This is a genomic window from Nostoc sp. TCL240-02 (assembly GCF_013343235.1).
Lineage (GTDB): Bacteria > Cyanobacteriota > Cyanobacteriia > Cyanobacteriales > Nostocaceae > Nostoc.
Map to the genome: position 1 here is coordinate 1,531,024 of NZ_CP040094.1, position 23,268 is coordinate 1,554,291.

Annotated in this window: 17 protein-coding genes and 1 pseudogene; 10 read left to right on the forward strand and 8 right to left on the reverse strand. The window is 41.6% G+C overall.

Going from position 1 to position 23,268, the window contains the following annotated elements; translation table 11 throughout:
* Positions 1-46: 46 nt before the first annotated feature.
* A complete protein-coding gene (locus FBB35_RS06645) occupies positions 47-379 on the reverse strand; it encodes a rhodanese-like domain-containing protein (protein ID WP_174709002.1) in 333 nt (110 codons plus the stop codon).
* A gap of 158 nt (positions 380-537) precedes the next feature.
* On the opposite strand from FBB35_RS06645, the gene FBB35_RS06650 reads away from it, so the two are divergent.
* The 3 genes from FBB35_RS06650 to cysE all read left to right on the forward strand — a co-directional run bounded on the left by FBB35_RS06650 (position 538) and on the right by cysE (position 3,917).
* A complete protein-coding gene (locus FBB35_RS06650; RefSeq protein ID WP_174709003.1) occupies positions 538-2,196 on the forward strand; it encodes a DUF3352 domain-containing protein in 1,659 nt (552 codons plus the stop codon).
* A 322-nt stretch (positions 2,197-2,518) separates the two neighbouring features.
* Positions 2,519-3,010 (forward strand): hypothetical protein, encoded by a 492-nt coding sequence (locus FBB35_RS06655; RefSeq protein WP_174709004.1) that lies wholly within the window; start codon positions 2,519-2,521, stop codon positions 3,008-3,010.
* Between the two features lie 142 nt (positions 3,011-3,152).
* Complete coding sequence (gene cysE / locus FBB35_RS06660; RefSeq protein WP_174709005.1) at positions 3,153-3,917, forward strand: serine O-acetyltransferase; 765 nt, start codon at positions 3,153-3,155, stop codon at positions 3,915-3,917.
* Between the two features lie 45 nt (positions 3,918-3,962).
* Here the strand turns inward: cysE and FBB35_RS06665 are convergent, their stop codons facing one another.
* Complete coding sequence (locus FBB35_RS06665) at positions 3,963-4,547, reverse strand: Npun_F5749 family FMN-dependent PPOX-type flavoprotein (protein ID WP_174709006.1); 585 nt, start codon at positions 4,545-4,547, stop codon at positions 3,963-3,965.
* A gap of 203 nt (positions 4,548-4,750) precedes the next feature.
* Between FBB35_RS06665 and FBB35_RS06670 the strand changes: the two genes are divergently transcribed.
* Both FBB35_RS06670 and FBB35_RS06675 read left to right on the forward strand, forming a co-directional pair.
* Complete coding sequence (locus FBB35_RS06670) at positions 4,751-5,077, forward strand: hypothetical protein (RefSeq protein WP_174709007.1); 327 nt, start codon at positions 4,751-4,753, stop codon at positions 5,075-5,077.
* 1 nt (position 5,078) lies between these two features.
* A pseudogene (locus FBB35_RS06675) lies at positions 5,079-9,478 on the forward strand (tetratricopeptide repeat protein).
* A gap of 300 nt (positions 9,479-9,778) precedes the next feature.
* On the opposite strand, the gene FBB35_RS06690 reads toward FBB35_RS06675, so the two are convergent.
* The 3 genes from FBB35_RS06690 to FBB35_RS06700 form a co-directional block, all read right to left on the reverse strand.
* On the reverse strand, positions 9,779-10,369 hold the full coding sequence (locus FBB35_RS06690) for a thioredoxin family protein (RefSeq protein ID WP_174709010.1): 591 nt from the start codon (positions 10,367-10,369) through the stop codon (positions 9,779-9,781).
* Positions 10,370-10,621: 252 nt separating this feature from the next.
* The gene (locus FBB35_RS06695; RefSeq protein ID WP_174709011.1) at positions 10,622-11,620 is read right to left on the reverse strand and encodes a M48 family metallopeptidase; all 999 of its coding nucleotides are present in this window, start codon (positions 11,618-11,620) and stop codon (positions 10,622-10,624) included.
* 218 nt (positions 11,621-11,838) lie between these two features.
* The gene (locus tag FBB35_RS06700) at positions 11,839-12,156 is read right to left on the reverse strand and encodes a hypothetical protein (RefSeq protein WP_174709012.1); all 318 of its coding nucleotides are present in this window, start codon (positions 12,154-12,156) and stop codon (positions 11,839-11,841) included.
* A 202-nt stretch (positions 12,157-12,358) separates the two neighbouring features.
* Between FBB35_RS06700 and FBB35_RS06705 the strand changes: the two genes are divergently transcribed.
* The 3 genes from FBB35_RS06705 (at position 12,359) to FBB35_RS06715 (ending at position 14,254) form a co-directional block, all read left to right on the forward strand.
* Complete coding sequence (locus FBB35_RS06705; RefSeq protein WP_174709013.1) at positions 12,359-12,724, forward strand: DUF1622 domain-containing protein; 366 nt, start codon at positions 12,359-12,361, stop codon at positions 12,722-12,724.
* Positions 12,711-13,025, forward strand: coding sequence for a DUF1622 domain-containing protein (locus tag FBB35_RS35670; RefSeq protein WP_174709014.1), 315 nt, complete (start codon positions 12,711-12,713; stop codon positions 13,023-13,025). Before FBB35_RS06705 ends, FBB35_RS35670 begins: the two co-directional genes overlap by 14 nt.
* Before the next feature lie 146 nt (positions 13,026-13,171).
* Positions 13,172-14,254, forward strand: coding sequence for a class I fructose-bisphosphate aldolase (locus tag FBB35_RS06715; protein ID WP_174709015.1), 1,083 nt, complete (start codon positions 13,172-13,174; stop codon positions 14,252-14,254).
* Between the two features lie 130 nt (positions 14,255-14,384).
* Here FBB35_RS06715 and FBB35_RS06720 read toward each other — a convergent pair whose 3' ends face one another.
* Together FBB35_RS06720 and FBB35_RS06725 are read right to left on the reverse strand one after the other, a co-directional pair.
* Positions 14,385-15,845, reverse strand: coding sequence for an inorganic phosphate transporter (locus FBB35_RS06720; RefSeq protein ID WP_174709016.1), 1,461 nt, complete (start codon positions 15,843-15,845; stop codon positions 14,385-14,387).
* A 351-nt stretch (positions 15,846-16,196) separates the two neighbouring features.
* Positions 16,197-16,865 carry a ribonuclease gene (locus FBB35_RS06725; RefSeq protein ID WP_174709017.1) on the reverse strand — a complete coding sequence of 223 codons (669 nt, stop codon included), beginning with the start codon at positions 16,863-16,865 and terminating at the stop codon, positions 16,197-16,199.
* Between the two features lie 173 nt (positions 16,866-17,038).
* Between FBB35_RS06725 and FBB35_RS06730 the strand changes: the two genes are divergently transcribed.
* Positions 17,039-18,205 (forward strand): pyridoxal phosphate-dependent aminotransferase, encoded by a 1,167-nt coding sequence (locus FBB35_RS06730; RefSeq protein ID WP_174709018.1) that lies wholly within the window; start codon positions 17,039-17,041, stop codon positions 18,203-18,205.
* 115 nt (positions 18,206-18,320) lie between these two features.
* On the opposite strand, the gene FBB35_RS06735 is transcribed toward FBB35_RS06730, so the two are convergent.
* Positions 18,321-18,779, reverse strand: coding sequence for a DUF3592 domain-containing protein (locus FBB35_RS06735; protein ID WP_174709019.1), 459 nt, complete (start codon positions 18,777-18,779; stop codon positions 18,321-18,323).
* 1,265 nt (positions 18,780-20,044) lie between these two features.
* Here FBB35_RS06735 and FBB35_RS06740 point away from each other — a divergent pair.
* Positions 20,045-23,122, forward strand: a complete 3,078-nt coding sequence (locus FBB35_RS06740) for an amino acid adenylation domain-containing protein (RefSeq protein ID WP_174709020.1) — start codon at positions 20,045-20,047, stop codon at positions 23,120-23,122.
* Positions 23,123-23,268 lie beyond the last annotated feature (146 nt).

Consider the following 23,268-nt stretch of genomic DNA (forward strand, 5'->3'; position numbering starts at 1 on the left):
GCCAGATGGAATTAAGTTCCATCTGAGTAATGCACCTAGACAAAAGCTAATACTGGGGAATTGAATGGTCTACTAAGATGGAGTAAGCATCAATACCACCCGAAATATTTTGCACATTTGTAAAACCTTGAGCAATTAACCACTGGCACATTTGGGCAGAGCGCATACCGTGGTGGCATAACACAAGGGTTTCAGCTTGGGGATTGAAGAGGGTAGGTACTTCATCTCCCCATTCGGCAAATTGACTCAAGGGTAGGTTGACAAAGCCCTCAATGCTAGCGATCGCCAATTCTTCTGGTTCTCGCACATCGACTAGCTGTATACTTCCATCACCAGAGGAAAGACGTTGTGCGAGTTCTTGTACACTAATCTGGTTCATGGGTTGACTAAAAGAATTCCCGATAAACAGTCCTAATCTTATTTTATGGTGACAGAAAATCTCTGCCTTTGCATGAGTATCCATTCTCAAGAAGGCTGATAAATTCTGCTAGGCTTTCTGCTTAAATGGCTGTAAACCGTCTTTTTTAAAGGTTTAATGTGAATAGTCAACGTTCATTTATTGGTTTTATCGTCGCAGGTGCGATCGCACTGCTAATTGCGATCGCAGGCATTTACTGGTTTTTCGCCAAAAGTCCGGCTAACCTGATTGCTTCTACCTCCCAGCCTGGTGCAGCCATATTCGTATCAAAACTTTCCCCTGTAATGGTTTCATTGCTAGCGAATCCCGAACGCTTGCAGGCGTTGGATCGTGAAGAGGAATTATCTAAACTCAAAACCAGTTTATTTGCCAAGAGTGGTATAGATTATAAACAAGACGTTCAACCCTGGTTAGGGAATGAAATTACATTAGCGATCGCCACCTTAGATATTGATCGTGACTCAGAAAACGGACAACAGCCAGGATATCTCTTAGCACTAGCAACCAAGCAACCTGAGAAAAGCCGCGAGTTTGTTGAATTGTTGTTTTCCAAACGGGCTTTATCTGGAGCAACCTTAGCTGTTGAAGAATATAAGGGCGTAAAACTGATTTCTGACAATTCTCAACCAGAGAAGGATTTACTTTCAGGTGCAGTTGTTGGTGAAGGCTTTGTGTTGTTTGCCAACAATCCGAAAGTCTTGAAAGACGCGATCAATAACGTCCAAGCGCCCGATCTGAATTTGACTAGTTCGCCCGAATACCAAAAAGCTACTAAAGAACTGCCCAAAGGGGGTTTAGCTGTAGCGTTCTTGAATCTTCCTGTTGTGGCAAAATGGCAAGGCTTAGAATTGTCAGAACAACTTTATAACAGTGAAATTATTTCTCTGGCGTTGAATCCCAAAGGATTGTTGGCAGAAACCACATTTTTGACTTCATCAGAAATTCTTACTCCATCTGCACCACTATCTAAACCTGTGGGAGCATTGCAGTATGTTCCAGCATCCGCAGGTTTGGCAATTTCCGGCTCAAATTTGAGCAATTTGGGTGAGAGTGATTTAGCTAAACTCTGGAGACAAGCAACAGCTAGTATATATGGTTCTGGGGAAGATGTGGTTTCTCGGTTAGCCAAACCTTTGGTAGATGCTCAAAAAGGCTGGGGGATAAACTTACCAGAGGATATTTTTAGCTGGGTACAAGGAGAATACGCCATAGCATTATTACCTGAGAAAGAGCAAACAACCCCTCATTGGATTTTTGTGGTGGAAAAATCTGAGAGTGTAGAATCAGGTGTTGCTCGATTAGATGCGATCGCATCATCCAATGGACTCAGCATTAATCTCCTGACTATAGATAAGCAAAAAATCTCCGCTTGGACAGAGTTAAGTACGGCGGCTAAAAAAAGTGATGCTAAAGAGGGAGCATCTTTCAGTATTGAAACAAAAGTGCGGGGATTGCATACAACTTTAGGAAATTACGAAATTTTCACCTCTGACTTAGAAACAATGGATAAAATTCTCACAATCAAGGATAATTCCTTAATTGACAATCCCAATTTCCAAGATAGTATTGCTGCAATTCCCCTACCAAACCAAGGCTATATATATCTTGACTGGACAAAGAGCCAGAATTTGTTAGAGCGTCAAGTACCGATTCTCAAACTAGCGGAAGTTTTAGGGAAACCTTTTTTTGATAACTTGCGATCGCTCACAGTTAGCAGTTATGGAACTGACACGCGATCGCTCAAAGGTGGCGTTTTCTTCCAACTCAATAATTCCTGAAACTTTCAAAAATTCTTAGGTGCAGAAGGTAAAATAATTTTACCTTCTGCCTTTTTATATCCTGTAATATTTGCTATTTAAATCGTCCCTCAATGGTTTTATTTAGGAGAGAAAAGTCTGCGTCCAACAGAGGTAATCATATCGAAATCATCAGTTGGAGAATTGTAGCTACTGTTTACAACCTAGCAATTAGCTGTTTGCTTTAAAAACCCTTTATTGTGGCACATTTTAATGTGGCACAACCAACTGAAATTCCACTGGAATTTTTTCATTAGAATATGTATATATCATTACTAATTTAACAGCCTGTTGGAGGGCTACTATGAAATTCTGTCGCCCCCGACTTCGGTTTAGCGGCGGCTGGTTGTTGGCTATACTTGCCACCATCACAGCCACCCCTGTAATTGCAGAAACAGCGAATTTTGCTACTTTAAACTTATCAGCAAACTTTAATCCAGCACAAGGAACAGTGCAGGGGTTTACAGGTGGTTCTTACTCATTGTCTGCCATAAGTAACCGCGATCGCGACCAAAAAGCCTGTATTGGTTTTGCCGATCCTAATCCAGATCACATTATGGTTTTGGAAAATGACTTTTCCCAGCTAACAATCAAAGTTGATAGCAACAATACCGACACAACTTTACTCATTCAAGGCCCAGATCAAAATACGATTCGCTGCGGTGATGATACTGGCAAAAGAAAAGATGCTAGCGTTAGCGATCAGAAATGGAAAAGTGGCACTTATCGGATTTGGGTAGGTACATTCAATCCTGGAGTCAAGCGTGATTATACTTTGACAGTAGAGCAGCAGTAGAGGCAGGGGAGCAGGGAGCAGAAGGTAATTTTAATTCTCCCCCCTACCCCTCTGCCTCTTTTCAATTCCCAATTCTTACGTGCAACACCTGAGACGATAATATGGGAGAGTAGCTTGTTGTGCTTTCCGAGGGTGCTATCTCGTGCTATCTATACTGCGTGCTGACTTTCGTATCATATTTGAACGTGACCCGGCTGCCCGTAACTGGTTGGAAGTTTTATTTTGTTACCCTGGTTTGCAAGCCCTGCTATTCCATAGGCTGGCTCACTGGCTTTATACGGTTGGTCTTCCTTTTATTCCTCGCCTGATTTCTCACTTGGCTCGATTTTTGACTGGAATTGAAATCCACCCTGGTGCAACAATTGGAAAAAGTGTGTTTATTGACCACGGTATGGGTGTAGTAATTGGTGAAACTGCGATCGTAGGAGACTATGCCCTAATTTATCAAGGTGTTACGCTTGGGGGTACTGGTAAAGAATGTGGTAAGCGTCATCCAACTGTGGGTGAAAACGTCGTAGTCGGGGCTGGAGCAAAGGTATTGGGCAATATCCAAATTGGTAATAATGTTCGTATTGGCGCTGGGTCTGTTGTTCTAAGGGATGTACCTTCAGACTGTACTGTGGTAGGAGTGCCTGGGCGCATCATGTATCGTTCTGGAGTTCGGGTTTCACCTCTTGAACACAATAACTTACCAGATTCAGAAGCTCAAGTAATTCGTGCTTTAGTAGACCGGATTGAGGCGTTGGAAGAACAAATACAAACTCTTCAACGCACCAATTCTTCAGAAAAAACTCCTGTTTTAGTGGGTTGTTTAGCCACCAAAGAAGATGAGCCAACTCACGATACTCGCTGGTGCAACCTCAAAGATAAGACCATCCAGCAATTTCTAGATGGTGCTGGTATTTAGTTAAAAGTCAAGGGTTAAGGGTCAATCTTTTGACTCTTGGCTAAATCACGGATTAATCGCTTCGCTAGACCACTCTTGCTGATCATTACGGTGGTAAAGCCATCTATTTTGTGGTTCGCCGCGTAATTCTAAATGGTCTACTTGCACCGGATCGAGTAGCAGGAGACAAAAATTAGGGACTGGCTCAATAGGATCGGGTGGTGATGGCTCAAAGGCTCCTGCTTCTTTGATTCTGGGTTTACCAGGATAGGGCCAACCAAACTGTAAACGCGCCGCATCACTCAGTTCTTGCCACATTGCAATCCGGGCTGGCTGTAAATCCTGGTGAGAATCATCACTGCTGATTAGGGTCAAATTGCCAGCCATGCGGAATTGTTCTCGTGTATTGGGGAAGTACCAGCAAACTTCTGCCCAAGGTTGTTGCTGTATTTGGTTGGCTTTGGCGCTACGAGTATCGGTGATAAATCTTAGCTGGTTTGTATCTTCTAAAAAGCCGCGAAAGACTAGGGTACGATTAGCAGGGCGGCCATTGGGCTGCACTGTTGCTAGTTGCAGGTAACGAGCATAAACAAGGCTGCGGTTGCGATGGAGTGCATGAGCGATCGCACCTCGCCAAGGAGCAAGAGACATATCAATTAAAAATTAAAAATTAAAAGTTAAAAATGAAGAAAGTCAGATTTAATCTGGGTTTCTAGGTTTGGGTCTGTTGTCTTATTTTAGACAATTGGTACAACACTAAGTAAATAATTTTGCTGTCTCTGTGTCTTTGGGTGAGTATTATCCTTATTTCAACGCAGAATATACAGTATGTTGTATAAATTTGCAGATGAGTTATGGCAGAAATTCAAGTTGGAATTGAAGGGGAAGGCGCACCAGCAGCAGCCGAGGCTTTGCTAGAAATTCCTGGAATATCGGGAACCTATGAAGTTCCGACGCAAAGGGAGGGAACTTTGGCGGCTGTTGCTACTATTATTGGCATTGTGGGTGGTGTTGCAGCTTTAGCTGAACAAATTCGCAAATGGTATCAAGAATGGCATAAATCTCATCCTGAGAAGCAATTTGATGTGGTAATTCTTGACCCTGATACTGGAAACAGGATTTTACTCGAAGAAGCTACTATAGAGGAAATCACGGAAATCCTCAAATCTCTCAGCAAATAAAGTGCAAACTATCCGCATTCAACTCCGGGAAAGTACGCAGGAAACTGTTGAACTTAGGTATTGGCTACCTGAACAAAAGCACTATGAATCACGTCGCCTGCAATTAGCAGAAATTACTGATTTGCTTAAACAAGGAGAACGCGATTACTATAAACTGCTGCCCAATTTACCAGGAATCGGGAAGCAGTTATTTTTTTGGTTGGATGGCGATGGACGGTGGTTGAGTCGGGGAATTGCTAACTGTCGCGGTGAGGGGTTGGTAATTGCCATTGATACCGATCAAAAACTGGCACATCTACCTTGGGAAGTGCTGCATGATGGTGAGGATTTTTTGGTCAAGCGGGTTAATCCAGTGGTGTTACCTCTGCGCTGGATTGAGAAAGAAACAGAACCATTTTCTGTGGAACCACGACAATTGCGAGTATTGTTTATGGCAACCGACCCGGAAGATGTGCAACCAAAGTTAGAGTTTGAACAGGAAGAGGCGAGAATTCTGGCTGATACGCGAGATTTTGCTGTAGATTTGCGCGTGGAAGAAAGCGGTTGCGTTAGCGAGTTGGGTAAGGTGTGGAGTCGCTATCTTAATGACTTTGATGTGTTTCACCTCATAGGACACGCCTCAATTAAAGATGAAGCACCTTACACGCCTTACTTTATCACTGAGACGGAAATTGGGGAACGCCACGAAACCACAGCCGCAGAACTGGCCGAAGTCTTCCGGTTTCGCTTTCCCAAATTGGTGTTTTTATCTGGGTGTCGGACTGGACAAGCCGCAGATAAAGGGGCTGTCCCTTCTATGGCTGAGGCGCTAATTGCCCAAGGGGCGATCGCTGTTTTAAGTTGGGGGCGGCCTGTGGAAGATCGGACAGCCACAGCCGCCGCCGCGCACCTCTACGGGAAATTGGCGGCGGGATATGAATTAGCTGAAGCACTCGCTAGCACTTACCAGCAGTTGTTTAAACAGAATGTGCGTGACTGGCATTTGTTGCGGTTATATGTCCAGGGAGAATGTCCCGGTGCGTTGGTGGATGTGTTGGGAGATGTGCCACCCTCTGCGCCGGAACCTGCTTATCAACAGTTTTTAGATCCCGATACCCAACAGGTGCGGGTGGCGAAAACCTCTGAGTTTGTTGGCAGACGGCGGACTTTGCAACGTTGTCTCAAAGCTATTCGCACTTCATTAGGGGTACTTATTCACGGACTAGGGGGTGTGGGTAAGAGTACTGTGACGGCGCGACTTATAGAAAGGATGGTTGGCTATCACAGGCTGGTGAACTTTCGGCAACTGGATGAGGATAAATTGCTCAAAACCCTTGCTGAACAATGTACCTCGGAACGGGGGCATGAAATTCTCAATGGCAAGTTACCCTTGATGCAGCGCCTCACCAAGTTTTTCACTGAAGGACTGAATACCAAAGAACAGCGCTTTGCCTTTGTGCTGGATGACTTTGAGGCAAATTTGGAATTACGAAATGGGGTTTATGTCTTGCAACCACAAGTTGTGGATCTACTGCTGGCGTTGCTGAAGGCGATGCAAAATTCCCAACTTCCCCACAAGGTAATTATTACCTGTCGCTACGATTTCACATTGTCGGAACTGAATCATCGTCTGTACCGCGAACCTCTGGGCGCTTTGGCTGGGGCAGATTTAATTAAAAAGTATAATCGTCTGGATTCGTTTAATGGCAGTTGGCAATTTCAGCCAGATTTGCCGGAACGTGCCAAAAAAGCAGCAGATGGAAATCCTCGGCTGTTGGAATGGTTAGATAAGATTTTGCAAAATTCCCCGAAGTCGCCGGAAGCGGAGAGGGGAGTTGAGATGATTCTGCAAAAGATGGCAGATAAGGAAAAGGAATTTCGTGAGGATATTTTGGCAGAGGAATTGCTGAAGCAGCAAACTCCAGCTTTGCGGAAAATGCTGGGGAAGTTGTTGGTGTATGAGTTACCTGTTCCTCTAGCTGCTATTTCCCCGATTTGTGAGGATATCTCAAGTTGGGAAAGTCATATTCAACGCGCTGAAATTTTGGGTTTGTTGGAAGTTACGCTGACTAACAACCAAGAGAGGTTGTATCGTGTTCCCCGGATTTTGTCACCGTTGCTAGAGTTTCCAGAAAACCCCAAGGGTGAAGAGTTGTATAAACAAGCTGCACAAATTTTGTATCATATTTGGTGGGAGGCGAAAACTGCTACGGAAGAAGCGAAAACTGCTACGGAAGCACAAAAGTTAGAAATTCATCGCTTGGCGTTGTTGGGGAAGGATGAAGGAATTGCGGGGAGAATAGCAGAAGCTTTGACAGCTACTTGGAAAAATCAAGGCAGATTTAGAGAAGCTGTTAAACTGTGCAAATCCACATTAGAAGTTACACAAGATTATCGTGTTTTACATCAGTTAGCCCGAAATCAAGCACAACTGGGTGAAGTTAAACAAGCACAACAGTGTTATCAACAAGCACTAAAACTTTGTCCCGAAAAGGACGAAATACAAAAAGGCGGAATCATCCATAACTTAGCACGAATTTATGCCCAGCAAGGGGAAATAGAACAAGCGATCGCTCTCTTCCAGCAGTCTTTGGAAATTAAGGAATGCATTGGCGATGACCAAGGCCAAGCTGTTACTTTGCACGAACTAGCAGATATCTACGCCCAGCAAGGGAAAGTCAAACAAGCTATCGCTCTCTACCATCAGTCTTTGTATATCACTGAATGCAATGGCGATGTCAAAACTCAAGCCGCAACTTTGCACGGTCTAGCATATATCTACGCCCAGCAAGGGGAAGTTGAACAAGCTATCGCTCTGTTCCATCAGTCTTTGGAAATTGAAGAACGCATTGGCAATGTCCAAGGTCAAGCCGCAACTTTACACGAACTTGGACGTATCTACACCAACAAAGGGGAAATAGAACAAGGGATTGCTTTATTCCAGCAGTGCTTAAAAGTTTTTGAACGTATTGGCGATGCTCATTGGAAAGCAATAGCTTTGCGAAGTCTAGCAGATATCTATGCCCAGCAAGGGCGAGTAGAAACAGCGTTCGCTCTCTTACAGCAGTCTTTGGAAATTACTCAATGCATTGGCGATGTTCAAGGTCAAGCCACCACGTTGCACAAACTTGCAGGTATCTACACCGACACAGGGGATGTGGAACAAGCGATTGCACTTTTCAATCAGTCCTTGGAAATAACTCAACGCATTGGAGATGTCCAAACCAAAGCGGTGACGTTGCACGAACTGGGATATATCTACGCCAACAAAGGGGAGGTGGATGAAGCGATCACACTTTTCAATCAGTCTTTGGAAATATTTGAACGCATTGGAGATGTCCAAGGCAAAGCAGCGACGTTGCACGAACTGGCAATGATTTACGCTAACAAAGGGGAAGTGGATTAAGCGATCACACTCTACAATCAGTCTTTGGAAATAAAAGAACGTATTGGAAATATCCAAGGCAAAGCTGTGACGTTGCACCAACTGGCAATTATCTACGCCAACAAAGGGGAAGTGGATGAAGCGATCGCACTCTACAATCAGTCTTTGGAAATAACTGAACGCATTGGTGATGTCGAAAACAAAGCGGCGACGTTGCACTGTCTGGGAACGATCTACGCCAACAAAGGGGAAGTGGAGGAAGCGATCGCACTCTACAATCAGTCTTTGGAAATAAATGAACGCATTGGTGATGTCCAAGGCAAAGCAATGACTCTGTGGTGCTTAGGAGGTTTGGCAGAACAGCAGGGTGAATACACTAAAGCGATATCCTATTTGCAACCAGCTTTAGAGATTTTGCAGCGATTGCAGTCACCACACGCTGAAAGTGTGAGTGCAAGTCTTGATAGGGTAATGGGTAATTCGTAAAATGTCCAAGGTAAAGCGGCGACGTTGCACTGTCTGGGAATTCTCTACGCCGATAAAGGGAAAGTGGATGAAGCGATCGCACTCTACAATCAGTCTTTGGAAATAAATGAACGCATTGGTAATGTCCAAGGCAAAGCGGCGACGTTGCACCAACTGGGAATTCTCTACGCCAACAAAGGGGAAATTGATCAAGCGATCGCACTCTATAATCAGTCTTTGGAAATAAATGAACATATTGGTAATGTCCAAGGCAAAGCGGTGACGTTGCATAATCTAGCAGGTATCTACGCCAAGAAAGGGGATGTGGATGAAGCGATCGCACTTTTCAATCAGTCTTTGGAAATACTGAACGCATTGGAGATGTTCAACGCAAAGCGGCGAATTTGCACCAACTGGCAGGTATCTACGCCAACAAAGGGGAAGTGGATGAAGCGATCGCACTTTTCAATCAGTCTTTAGAAATATTTGAACGTATTGGAGATGTCCAAGGCAAAGCGATGACGTTGCACCAACTGGGAATGATCTATGCCAACAAAGGGGATGTGGAGTAGGGTGTTGACTTTGTAAGGAAATCGCCGAGAGGTGCCTTATTTTTGTTAAATGTTTTGTTGTCTATAGCCCAGTCAATATGTGCATTAAATATTTCTGCACACTAATTCATCAGATTCAAAAATCTTTCATCTGGTAAATCGACTCTTATAGAGACGATACGTTTCATATTATTAATAACTCGAAAAACTGTTATCAACAAACAGTTTCCAATTTGTCTCCCAGTGGTCTTCTAACTATCTACTTTTCCTAACTCTCTAAAAAATGGGCGAACCGGGGGTAATTACGAATTACGAATTACTTTAATTTACTACCTGGCTGCCATGACTGCGGGGGTCATCTTGACTAGCTGTTGGTGCTACTGGGGCTGAAAATTTGGAAACTTTCCCGCTAGCTTGAGCATAAGGAAGAGACGAACCAGTAACCAAAGCTTTTAAGTTACTAGCCATAATTGTGCGGGGTTGATCGCCGATCGCTTGAGCTATGGTTTCCCCTTGCTGACTCAAAAATACGAAATGGGGAATCCCGTCCACCCGATATTTCAGCATTTCAGGTAGCCACTTGGTATTATCCACATTCAGCATGACAAAATTCATCTTGTCAGCATACTCTGTTTCTAGTTGAGTGATATCTGGTGCCATTTTTTGACAGACAGTACACCAATCAGCATAAAACTCTACTAGAGATGGTTTGCCGTTGCTGACGGCTACTTCTAATGGTGTGGACGAATCGCTTAACTTGGCTAGGGTTGCTGAGGTTGTTTCAGTTCGCAATCCTAAGACGAGGGCAACGCTAAGAGCGATCGCTACCATTACAACTAAGAAGTTTCTCAAACGCTTCCCTAATGAAGATTCAGACTTATCGGGAGAATCAACAGGTGAATCAGTACTCATAACAGAATTATTAAAACTTATTAAGCAATTTCTTCTTTAGTCTAGCTGACTCCAGCCGCTCTTTAATACGTAATTTGATACTCAAAATAGTTATTAGAGGCTATTCATAAAGTAAAAATAAAATTCTTGTAGGGTTGTTAGGCGCATTCGATATAGTCTGTTACGAAAAATATGACTCTCGCGCCTAACGCACCGTGTTATGTAGCGGTGAACACCCTACTTAAGATTTATACCATTCATAACTTAGTGTTTTTATTTACCAAAGCGACGCTCTATATCATCTGCTTGGGAACCACCGCGAACTGAGTTAATCCGTAACGAGGTCTTATCTTTAGAAATGTTATAAGTTAAAGGCTTTGTCTTAGATATTCGCGCTTCACCCTCTTTAGCCAAAGTCTGGGGTGGATACTTAATAATTAAAGCTTTGATTGCCTCAATTCGTTTGGGTACTGCTGGATGAGTTGTATCAAATTCAGAACCAGGAGTTTGTGCCAAAACCTGCATTACTCTTAAACATCCTTCTGGTTCAAAGCCTGCTTTGACAGAAGCTATATAGCCAATTTCATCAGCTTCAAACTCTTGTTGTCGTTCTTGTTCTGCTAAACGCTGTTCTAACTCTTTTTTCTTTCTCTCAACAATCTCATTAATGCGTTGCTGTGATTCTACTTGTCGTTGAGCGCCCTGATTACCAAGAACTGAACCCAGCAAACCACCAAAAGTTCCTCCAACTACACGATTCACAACAGCACCGCCAACGTTAGCAGCTGTTGACTCTTGGTTTGCAGCTTCTTTTTCTCCGAGTACTTCTTTGGTTGCTTCTTCTTGAATTTTGGCAATTAACTCAGTTTTTTTAGCTTCACCAACAGCAATGTGACGCTTGGTGTGATGTCCCATTTCATGGGCAACTACACAAGCTAATGCTGAAGAATCACCAGCTAACTGGTCAAGTATGCCATCGTAAATGGCAACCAAATTAACGTCACTTGCATAGGCATTGACATCATACTTGGGAACAGCCACAACCCGCCAAGGACGATTATCTAATTCGTTGGCACGTGCTACTCTATCTATGACGCGATAGAGGGTATAAAAATCTTCAGGTAATTCTTTTTTAGCTTGCTGGTAAATTGTTGTAGCTGTGGGTGCTGCTTTCTTTGGTTGGACTGGTTTAGCCTGGACTGGCAGTATTGCAGAGAACAAAAGTAGGCACAAGGAGCTAGTAGTTAGGAGTGTTCTGTCCCAGTTCAGCATTATTGTTGATACCTCTGTAATATAAGGATTATTTTTATACAATAATGCAAAATATATTTTGTGTAAATTTAAGATTTACAAAAGTACTACAGACCGAAGTCCGTTTGAGCAGACTTCGGTCTGTTGGCGTGAGCGACGGTAGCCATGTCAGTGAAGCTGCGTAGGCATAGCCTATCATAGACATCGCTGTTACTCAGACGTACAAGTTAGGTTGATATTTACAGTTTGTGTTGGCGTAATCGCTCTACTATATAATCTTCTAGTTCTTGTTTTTCTCTGTTACTGGCATTTCGTTGATAGGTTCTTCCTGTTTCTTGAATAAACTTACGTTTCTCGCTTGGAGAAGATTTGACTTTACCTCCAGTTCCTTGCAGCTTTTGCTGTAATTCTTCCCAAGTCTTTTCGCCCACACTTTCACCTAGTTTGACAAGTACCTTTGGTAGTAATGTTTTTGCCTCTCTCTGAAAATCTTCTTCTGTCTCAAGAGAAGCTAAATCTATATTGCTGAAGTCGATATCGATTTGAAACTTACTCATAGAATTGTATTTGTTCTTTTAACGATTATTACCACAACAAGGAAAAGATAAGTTTTATTTTGCTATCAATCGTAGATAGGATACGAAGATAACATGATTGAGCAGCTAGTAGATGGTAGGGAGCGGTTAACTTTGCACTGACAAGTATCGCTAATGCTTTGCACGTGGGCGTTTGCCTGCTTGAACCTATGAAATAAACTATATGGAAGCTTTCGTCACGAACTTGACGACTGTACTTGCTACAGCAGTTGATATCTTTACTGGCATTATCATTGGTATAGCCGTCTTGGAAGCCGTAGCCAAGATCCTGGTTTTTTTCTTCAGCCGCCGTAAAAAGTTGAATGAGGCTAAAGAGGAAATTCGGCTATCACTGGGTATGTGGCTGGCTCTTTCCCTTGAGTTTGCATTGGCTGCTGACATTTTACGTAGTACGATCGCTCCAACTTGGGACGAAATTGGTAAACTAGCTGCCATCATTGCGCTACGAACAATTCTGAATTTCTTTTTGGCAAAAGAAATTGAGCAAGCAAAGAATAAAAAGAACGATATCAAGGATGAATCTTTTTAATTTCTCAGTATGGGCAGTAATCATCCAATTTTTAGGTTCTTTAGTGATCGCTGCTTATGTCTTCGCTGCCATCCTTTCTCTAATTCTCAGGTGTAATGTTTATCAGGCGAGACTTATAGTAGCAGAAGGGGTGGTCACAAGTTTAAACTTTATGGTTGCAGCAACTCTGCTAAAGACAATTAATCTGCGAACTTGGAGGCAAATTCTAGTCTTTAGCTTAATCCTATTAATCCGCATTTTTCTTAAGAAGTTATTTGTGTGGGAGAAAATGCAAATTCTGACAATAAAATCTCGCGTTTAATGAGTCAAAAAAGTTTTTACTAATAATTTAAGACTGCCATATCAGAAAGATTTTACATATAGTTAATGCCTGCATAACCAAGTTAGCAATATTAAAAATGCTATCTTAAAGCAAAGGTCATTTGCTCAATTTTTGAGGAAAACACTATGACTACAACGCTCATAGAGTCTAGTTCTATCGAGTCATTGCTAGGTAAAGAGGCTGAAGACCTGCTTACCTACAAAGCAAAGGTTTCTCAGGATTTACTACATTTACCGGGGCCAGATTTTGTAGATCGAATTTGGATCAACAGCGATCGCAATCCTCAAGTATTGCGTAATATCCATTTACTTTACTCTACTGGTCGTCTGGCAAACACAGGTTATCTCTCGATTTTACCTGTAGACCAAGGGATTGAACATTCTGCTGGTGCGTCTTTTGCGCCCAATCCAATTTACTTTGACCCAGAAAATATTGTTAAGCTAGCGATCGCCGCAGATTGCAATGCTGTTGCTACCACCTTGGGGACATTAGGTATAGTTTCGCGCAAGTATGCCCACAAAATTCCCTTCATTGCCAAAATCAATCACAACGAATTGCTGACTTTCCCTAATCAATTTGACCAGGTATTGTTTGCTGATGTGGAACAAGCTTGGAATTTAGGGGCGGCGGCAGTAGGTGCGACAATCTACTTCGGTTCAGACCAGTCTACCAGACAAATCCAGGAAATCAGCAAAGCTTTTAAACGCGCCCATGAATTAGGGATGGCAACAATTCTCTGGTGTTATCTGCGGAACAACGCTTTTAAACAAGATAAAGATTACCACCTTGCTGCTGACCTCACCGGACAGGCGAATCATTTGGGCGTGACGATTGAAGCTGATATCATCAAACAAAAGTTACCCGAAAATAACAATGGTTATGGTGCAGTTGCCAAAGCCAGTGGTAAGAGTTACGGCAAAACAGATGAGCGCGTTTATACAGAATTGACAACCGATCACCCAATTGATTTAACTCGTTACCAAGTACTAAATTGCTACTCTGGGCGTGTGGGGTTAATTAATTCTGGTGGCGCGACTGGTAAAAATGACTTCGCCGAAGCAGTTCGCACTGCTGTAATTAACAAACGCGCTGGTGGTTCAGGATTAATTTCTGGACGAAAGACCTTCCAGCGTCCCTTTGAGGAAGGTGTGAAGTTATTTCATACCATTCAGGATGTTTACTTATCGCCAGATGTGACGATAGCTTAGGGAGTGTGGGAAGAGGCAGGGGAGCAGGGGAGCAGGGGAACAGGGGAGCAGAGGAACAGGGGAGCAGAGGAGAAGTTACAGTAAGTTTTATCCCCTCTACCCCATGCCCAATGCCCCATCCCCGATTATCCTACTTCAAACCTAAAATATTCAAGACTATGTACAAGCCCCCTGCGTATGTAGCAGAGCCAAGCAATACGCAAACCGGCAGTGTCAGCACCCACGCTAGTAATAAATTTCTAAGGGTGTCCATCTGCAAGCCAGAATGATTCGCCGCCATCGTACCTGCTACACCAGATGACAGGACGTGAGTGGTGCTGACTGGCAGACCAAAGTAATCCGCAGCACCAATAGTTGTCATCGCTACTAACTCGGCGGAAGCTCCTTGAGCATAGGTAAGGTGGTCTTTGCCAATTTTTTCACCCACCGTCACCACGATACGCTTCCAACCAATCATTGTGCCAAGACCCAGTGCAATGGCGACGGCAAATTTTACCCAATTGGGAATGAACTTGGTTACTTTATCCAACTGGCTTTTATAGCTAGAAAGTACCTCTTCTTGTTTAGAATCGGTTAATTTTTTCTGCTTGTCCAGCTTCCCAATTGTTCCAGCTACTAGATACATATCGGTTCGTAATGAGCCAAGTTCATCTTTTGAAAGCTGCTTGAAACTCGTCTTACCACCAAGCTTGTCTCCAATTATCCGACTTTCGGCAGCAAGAGCTGCGAATGTTTTATCGTTGGCTTCGCCAGTTGGCTTGAGGAAGTTGGAAAGCTCATCTGTGATGTTTTGGCCATTTAAGAATGTTCCAGGTACTTGTTGTTGCAGCACTGGAACTACAGAGTTGGATGTAGCAACCAACTGAGCGATCGCTCCGGCATTGGTATCTATATTCAGTGCAAACATACCTGGTAGAATGCCCACTAAGATGAGCATGATCAAACCCATGCCTTTTTGACCATCATTTGAACCGTGGGCGAAGCTCACACCGGTACATGTCAAGATTAACAAAGCACGTATCCAAGGTGGTGGTGCTTTACCATGATCTGGCGCACGGTACAACTCTGGTCGTTTGATCAGTATCTTTGCTAGCAGTAACAGCAGTGCGGCGCAGGTAAATCCAACAATTGGCGAAACCAGTAGCGATGTGAAAACTTCCTGCGCCTTTGACCAATTCACGCCTTCGCCAAAGACATGACCAGAAGATAACATTGAATTTGCTAAACCAACACCCATAATTGAGCCAATCAATGTGTGTGAACTGGATGCAGGTAAGCCCAAGTACCAGGTTCCCAAGTTCCACATGATCGCTGAAATCAAAAGTGCAAAGACCATTGCAAAGCCTGCACTTGAGCCAACATTGAGTACCAACTCAACAGGAAGCAGGGCAATAATGCCAAAAGCAACGGCTCCGGTTGATGTCAGTACACCAATTAGATTCCAACAGCCTGACCAAACAACGGCAATATTTGGCTTTAGGGTGTTAGTATAGATTACTGTGGCAACTGCATTTGCAGTATCATGAAAACCGTTGACAAACTCGAAGCCGAGTGCAAGACCCAGCGCCAAAGCTAGAAATAAGTATTCCATTTAGCACTCCTAGTAAGAGACAAGAATGCAGCCTGACAAAAATAATTTGTGTTGCAAAAAACTATTAAAACTGGGAAAAAACCTAGAGTGATTGCAATTCAGTCAGCTATACAAAAAGTTATGGTTATAAAGACAACCTTTTCCTGAATAGATTCTCTGATTGCATCTGCCATCTCGAAATAAGAATAGGTTCTGATTACAATCGAAGATTAGAATAAATAGGTTAAGAAATAAATAAGAAACAGTAAATAATAAATTAAGGAACTTTAAATCACAGTTGTGGGGAGATGAGGGAGCAGGGGAGAAGAATTAATAACCAATACCCAATGTCCAATGCCCCATCCCACATTGTTATCTAACATTTCTCACTAAGAAATCTGGTTGACCACAACTTTTTCGCGATCGCTTCAAAATCTCGGCGCTACAAATACCAGGTTCACCGTTTTTGGAATAACAAAAGAAGACTTCTTGCAAAAATCTTCCCGAACCAGAACAAAAAGGTGCTACACCATCAGCAGTAATTTTATTATTAGCACTCACAAATAAATTTTTAAAATTTGTAATTGTGGTACGCAAGGGTTTATCAGGACGATTATAAGCTGCGGGAATAGCGATCGCATCTTTTAAATTTTTACTCAATGCCAAGTATTCCGCAGGAGTTTTCCCCGAACAAGTACCATGTTTTTCCCATTCATGATCGCAAAGTTTATTACTAGGATACAAATTGGGAAACCGTTGCTTTACTTCCAACGGTAATTTTTGCGTGGAACAATTAGCAGGATAACCAGTTTGGTACTGTGGCCACAAACCATGTAGTACAAAACCGAGTTTCCTTCCAGAACCGCACTGCTGCCGGTCATGATTACCATTTGTCGCACAATAATCCGGCGACCACGAGAGTGTCAGTACATAAAAATCAAATTTACCCGGAGTACCGCGATTTTGAGCAATGGCAGCATTAGGTATAAAAAGACCAGTAAATAACAGAGAAGATGTAATGAAAAGTTTTTTGAACTGCATATAAATAGTTACTTTACTCTCAAAATAAAGTTATATACGATACATTGTTTAGAGTCAAGAATCAAGAATTCTTCACATTTTTCCAATCCCGAACGAATTTAGAAAAAGCAAATCTCGGTAATGATTCTGGGATATCCTTAGATAAGTGAAAGATTTGCCAAAATATAGTAAGAATGAAGCTGGCAGCAAGAGTAAGTCAGGTAACACCTTCATTAACCTTAGCGATCGCAGCCAAGGCTAAGGCACTGAAGGCGGAAGGAATAGATGTTTGTAGTTTTAGCGCTGGAGAACCAGATTTTGATACCCCAGCGCATATTAAAGCCGCAGCAGTTAAAGCTTTGGATGAAGGCAAAACCAAGTATGGTGCAGCAGCCGGAGAACCAAAGTTAAGGGAAGCGATCGCCCATAAGCTCAAAAATGATAACGGTCTTGATTACAAGTCGGAAAATGTCATCGTCACTAATGGCGGTAAGCATTCTCTGTACAACTTAATGGTGGCGCTAATCGATCCAGGTGATGAGGTAATTATCCCTGCACCCTACTGGCTAAGTTATCCCGAAATGGTGACTTTAGTCGGTGGAGTTTCAGTAATTGTACCCACAGATGCCACAACGGGTTATAAAATTACTCCCGAACAACTCCGTAAAGCAATCACCCCCAAGACAAAGTTATTTATCCTCAACTCTCCATCTAATCCCACAGGGATGGTTTACACGCCAGACGAAATCAAAGCACTGGCGCAGGTAGTAGTTGATGCAGATATCTTTGTCGTCTCTGATGAGATTTACGAAAAGATTCTCTACGATGGTGCAGAACATATCAGCATCGGTTCTCTTGGCAAGGAAATTTTTGACCGCACTTTGATCAGTAATGGGTTTGCGAAAGCTTATTCTATGACTGGTTGGAGACTCGGCTATTTAGCGGGGCCAGTGGAAATTATTAAAGCAGCAAGTACCATCCAAGGGCATAGTACATCTAACGTGTGTACCTTTGCTCAATATGGTGCGATCGCGGCTTTGGAAAGTTCTCAAGATTGTGTTGAAGAAATGCGCCAAGCCTTCGCCAAACGCCGACAGGTAATGCTAGACAGACTCAACGCTATTCCCGGATTGAGTACTGCAAAACCAGATGGTGCATTTTATCTGTTCCCTGATATCAGCAAAACCGGTCTAAAATCCCTAGAATTTTGTGACGCTTTGCTAGAAAAACATCAAGTTGCAGTCATTCCTGGAATTGCTTTTGGCGCTGATGACAACATTCGCCTTTCCTACGCCACAGATATGGCAACCATTGAAAAGGGAATGGATAGGTTAGAGAAATTTGTCAAGTCACGTATTTAGTTGTCATTTGTCATTTGTGAGGAGAACTTATCAACTCTTCAATTTCTTACTCCACCTTTTCAACTCAGAACTGGTGGAGTTTATTTTCAAGCCTCAAATTAGTTCCCAAAAACTTTTACTTAGAACTTATCAAACGCCGAAAGGACTTGATGAGTACAACTCCTCCAACCAAGGCAAAAATTGATCCTAAGCCAGTTAACATAACAGGTAAAAACCATAAACTTAGCCAAGATTTTATCATGGCAGAATTTGTCTTTTCAGGACTGTATAATATTTCTACCTGCTGACCTTTAGCAAATTCTGGTGGGTTGCTGCCTGAATTTGATTCAAAAACCGTAGCTTCCCCAGAACGAGCGGTAAATTTTATTACTGGATAGTAGGCATAAGAAGAACGACCTTTTCTATCAGTTGATGAACGTTGCACCAAATCAATTACTGTCCCTTGTGCTGGTATTGCTGAGGTAATAAAGGAACGAGTATTTAATGCAATCATGATGCCCGTAACGGCAATTATACTGCCAACACCGCCTAATATTGAACCAAATATAAGAAAGAACTTTGTATCTTCATTCATAAAATAATGATTTGCTTAAATCTATAGTTGCATGTATATATTTTTCCATAAATTTTACGTGACTATATTTTATCTGAACTGAAGTTAGAGAATCTTGCACCTGGGTATAAAACTGCTCAGAAAGCTCTCAATCGCTTCATTACTAAACTAATCGGTTCAGTTTAGGTGTTTTGGGAATTCGCCAATGGTATTTCATTCCTGGAAGATTTACCGACAAGTTTCCAGAAAGGCAATACCAAATTCAAGACTGTTCACTATTTTTTGATATTTGCGTAGAAATGCTGAAGATTTTTAAATTCAAATATTTATTTTCTTAAAGAAGAAATACTTAGGCAAATTAAATTAGTTATCAAATACTCACTAAAACCCTTATTTAATAAGCAAGAATTGAAAATTCATTTTACCTTTACATTTAAATATTTTTCCATATATATTCATTGTATTTATTTAATGAACTTAAAGATTTGAATTCATCCCTAGATGTTTTAAAAAAAGTTTGTCACAATAATGAGTAAGGAACTCAAATTTTCTCCAATAAACTTTGCATGATATATTTACAGCCTACATCAAAAACAATCATTTCGTTTTTTCATGAGCCAGATGAATTTAGAGTTATTAATTATTGAACTAACCTTTTAATATAGAAATCATAATGTGCTTGTTAGTCTTATCTTTGCTCTCCTTTGAACATACTCTAGTTTTAGGTAATGACTTCGTTAAAAGAGAAGCATCTTGCTGCCTCTATATGCTATAAATTGTCCACCACTATGGTCGAATAAAAATCTCAGCAACCTCTTAAACAATAGACATAAATAAACTCAAGTTTGAGCTTTATTTTCTAATATTATGGCTAAAATTATCTATTTTTCCTGAAACTCTTGTTTTGCAAGAATTATAGTTTTTTGGTCTAGGGTGCTAGGGTGCTGAGGGGGCCAGAGTCTGTAGCCTTTGCTTTTAATTATGCGGCTAGTTCGTCAAAAAATATTTTTCACAAGTGAAATAGGATTGCTATAACAATCCTAAATGAGTTGTGAAAATCTCACATTTCTTTCTCTGCATTCTCTGCTCTCTGCGGTCAAATTATTTTTATAAATGATTTAAGACTGCTATGTAGCATCTCTAATTATCAATTAACTGCGTGAAAATAACTGTTGTGAACATCATCAATGTTTCCACAGCTTTGCATTGAAAGTTTATGATTATCAGTGCTATTTTATCTACCTCAAATTCACCTTTATTCCGCTCAAGTGTATACATAAAATTAAATGAATACTCAAAGCATCCAAGTCCATAAAACAGTTGTTTCTTTAATCGAATTTAACTCTCAAAAGTATCATGATGAGCTAGCAGTAATTCTAGACAATCAACAGTTGACTTACGGAGAATTACAACAGAGGGCAGAACAGTTATCTCAATATTTAATAGCACAGGGTTTCCTAAAACCTAATAGTTTCGTTGGACTGTGCATAGAACCTTCTTTTGAAATGGTTATTGCTATCTATGCCATTTTGAAAGCAGGTGCAGCTTTTGTTCCCCTTGACCCAGATTTACCCCGCCAGCGACTTAGTTACATGATTGCGGATGCTAAATTAACCACGATTCTGACACAGCAAAAGTTTGCTTTTGATATTGAGCCAGCGATGCGGCAAAGTGGTTTGAATGGGCAAATGTGTTTTTTAGACACCCCTACTGTCTGGCAAGCATCAACTATATCCTCTGCATTACCTTCAATAGTAGAGCCTGAGCAGCTAGCTTATATTATTTATACTTCTGGCTCAACAGGCATACCTAAAGGAGTAATGCTTAAACATCAAGGTTTACTAAATCTTGCTCAGGCTAGCTGTAATACTTTTAATATCAAACCAGGCTTGCGTTTACTTCAGTTTGCCTCCATCAGCTTTGATGCAGCAGTGTGGGAATTAGTCACAGCATTATGCAGTGGGGCAACTTTAGTACTGGGTGCAAGAGAGCAAATGCTTCCTGGGCAACTATTAGCAAACTTTATAGCTGGACAGCAGGTGCAATGGGTTATGTTACCTCCCTCTGTACTCGCAAAGCTCACACCTTTTTACTACCAGTTGCCTGATTTACAAATGGTGGTGGTAGGTGGTGAAGCTTGTCCCATATCACTTGCCAAAGCATGGGTTTCACCCCATATTCGCTTTTTTAATGCCTATGGGCCAACAGAAATAACAGTTTGTTGCACAATTTACGAATTTAAGCAACAGGATATCAGTCTGCCTATTGGTTATGCACTACCAAATGTAGAACTCTACGTTTTGGATGAAGAACTTAAGCTTTGTAATCGTGGTGAAAAGGGCGAGTTATATGTAGGTGGTATCGGGGTAGGCGAAGGCTATTTAGATAAACCTGAGATTACAAATACTCGTTTTTTAGACAACCCTTTTGGTTTGGGCAAAATATATAAAACTGGTGATATTGTTTACAAAGATCAGCATGAACCTGGGCTAATACACTATGCTGGCAGATCCGACCATCAGGTAAAAATTCGGGGCAAGCGTATAGAACTAGAAGCAATCGAAATGATACTTGCCCAGCATCCTGGGGTACAAACAAACGTAGTCAAAGCAACTAGAACTGCACGAATAGAAAATAGTGATATGCCAGAAAATTATGGCATATCCATGCTTGTTGCATATATTATTCCTAAACTCGGACAGTTTCTAACAGAAAAGCACCTGCAACGTTTTGCCGCTGAACAACTACCAGATTACATGGTGCCTACGCGTTTTGTCTTCATGGACGAATTGCCTTTGTTACCTAATCGCAGTAAATTAGACCGAAATGCCTTACCAGAACTGCCAGAAACCCCCTCTTTCCTGACTGATACGATGGATAGCTCTCTCAAAATAGCGGCAGTTTTTGATGAAGCTTTAGAGTTACCTACTGGAACTTGCAAACCTCACACGAATTTCTTTGAGGTAGGTGGCAGTTCACTGTGCATAGCTCATGTCTTGTATGCACTCGATCGCGATTTTGTTGTCACCCTTCCTTCTCGCTTAATTTATGAATATCCTACACCATCGGGTTTAGCACAATTGTTAGAACAGTTTCAACTCAAAAGCGAAAGTGCGGCTAATGATAGATATATTGACTTACAAGCAGAAGCCAGACTTTCTCCAGATTTGAATACCTCTATTTGGCACCAACCACCACAAGTTAAATATGACTGTGCATTAATTACAGGTACAACAGGTTTTCTAGGGGCACACTTGCTCTATGAACTGCTCACAAAAGGCAGCTATCGCCAAATTTATTGCTTGGTAAGAGCAGAAAATGATGCAGATGCAATGACAAGGCTGCGTGCAACCTTTATTCAATATCAGCTACCAATAACAAAATTGGCGCAAGTCCATGTAATTGTTGGCGATATTCAACAACCACAGTTGCAACTACCAACAATGTTATTTGACAAGCTGGGTGAGGAAGTTGATCAAATTTATCATGTAGCTGCTGATACTAATTACATCAAACCTTATTCGCTAATTAAAAAATCCAATGTAGATGGGACTGCGAATATTCTTACTTTAGCAGCACATCGTCGTCACAAAACTCTGCATTACATATCTACTCTAGCTGTTTATGGTTCATTAACCTCATTGCTAGGTATTAATGAAGTTGCAGAGGACTTTGACGTTGATCTGTGTGAAGTGATTATGTCTGTAGAATATGGATATGTACGGTCAAAATGGGTTGCAGAACGTATGTTACAATCGGCTCAAGAAAAAGGATTGGCAGTTTCTATTTACCGTCCTGGTTTTATTTCTGGACACAGACAAACTGGAGTTGCTAATCTTAATGATATGTTCTATCGCTTTGTCAACGGTTGCATTCAGATGGGAATCTATCCCGATTTTCCTGAAAAACGTTGGACTCCGGTACCTGTAGACTATGTTGCTGCTGTCATCGCCCATCTTTCGTTGGATGCAAAATACACAGGTGGTAAGTACAATCTCCTTGTACCTCCTGAACAGGAATTAAGCCATTTAGAGATATTTGAGTATATTCACGAGTTGGGTTATCCTCTACAAAAGATTTCACCAAAAAATTGGTTGAGTGCGCTTTCTACTATGTCGTCTGCGAATCCCTTGTATCCACTCATCTCGTTCTTCCAAGAGAAAGTATATCAAGACCGTAGCACTATTTTAGAGGTACACCATCGTACTCCCAAATTCAAAACAGAGAATGTCCTTCAGGCTATCAAGGGTACTGATATTGAATGCCCAACAATAGATAAGGATTTAATTAGACAATACTTACCCAAATTTGATAAACATTTCTCTACCAGAAAACTTAAAAATGTAACAGCCCCTAATTATTAATGAAAAACTATATTCCCGATTTTTCTAAGAAGTCTGGAATATGGATATTTCAATTTTTACAAATGAAATAGAATTTCGGTAGTATCAAAATATTGAGTTTATGCCTCAATCAACAACATAATTAGCCTCTTTTATATTTTCTCTAA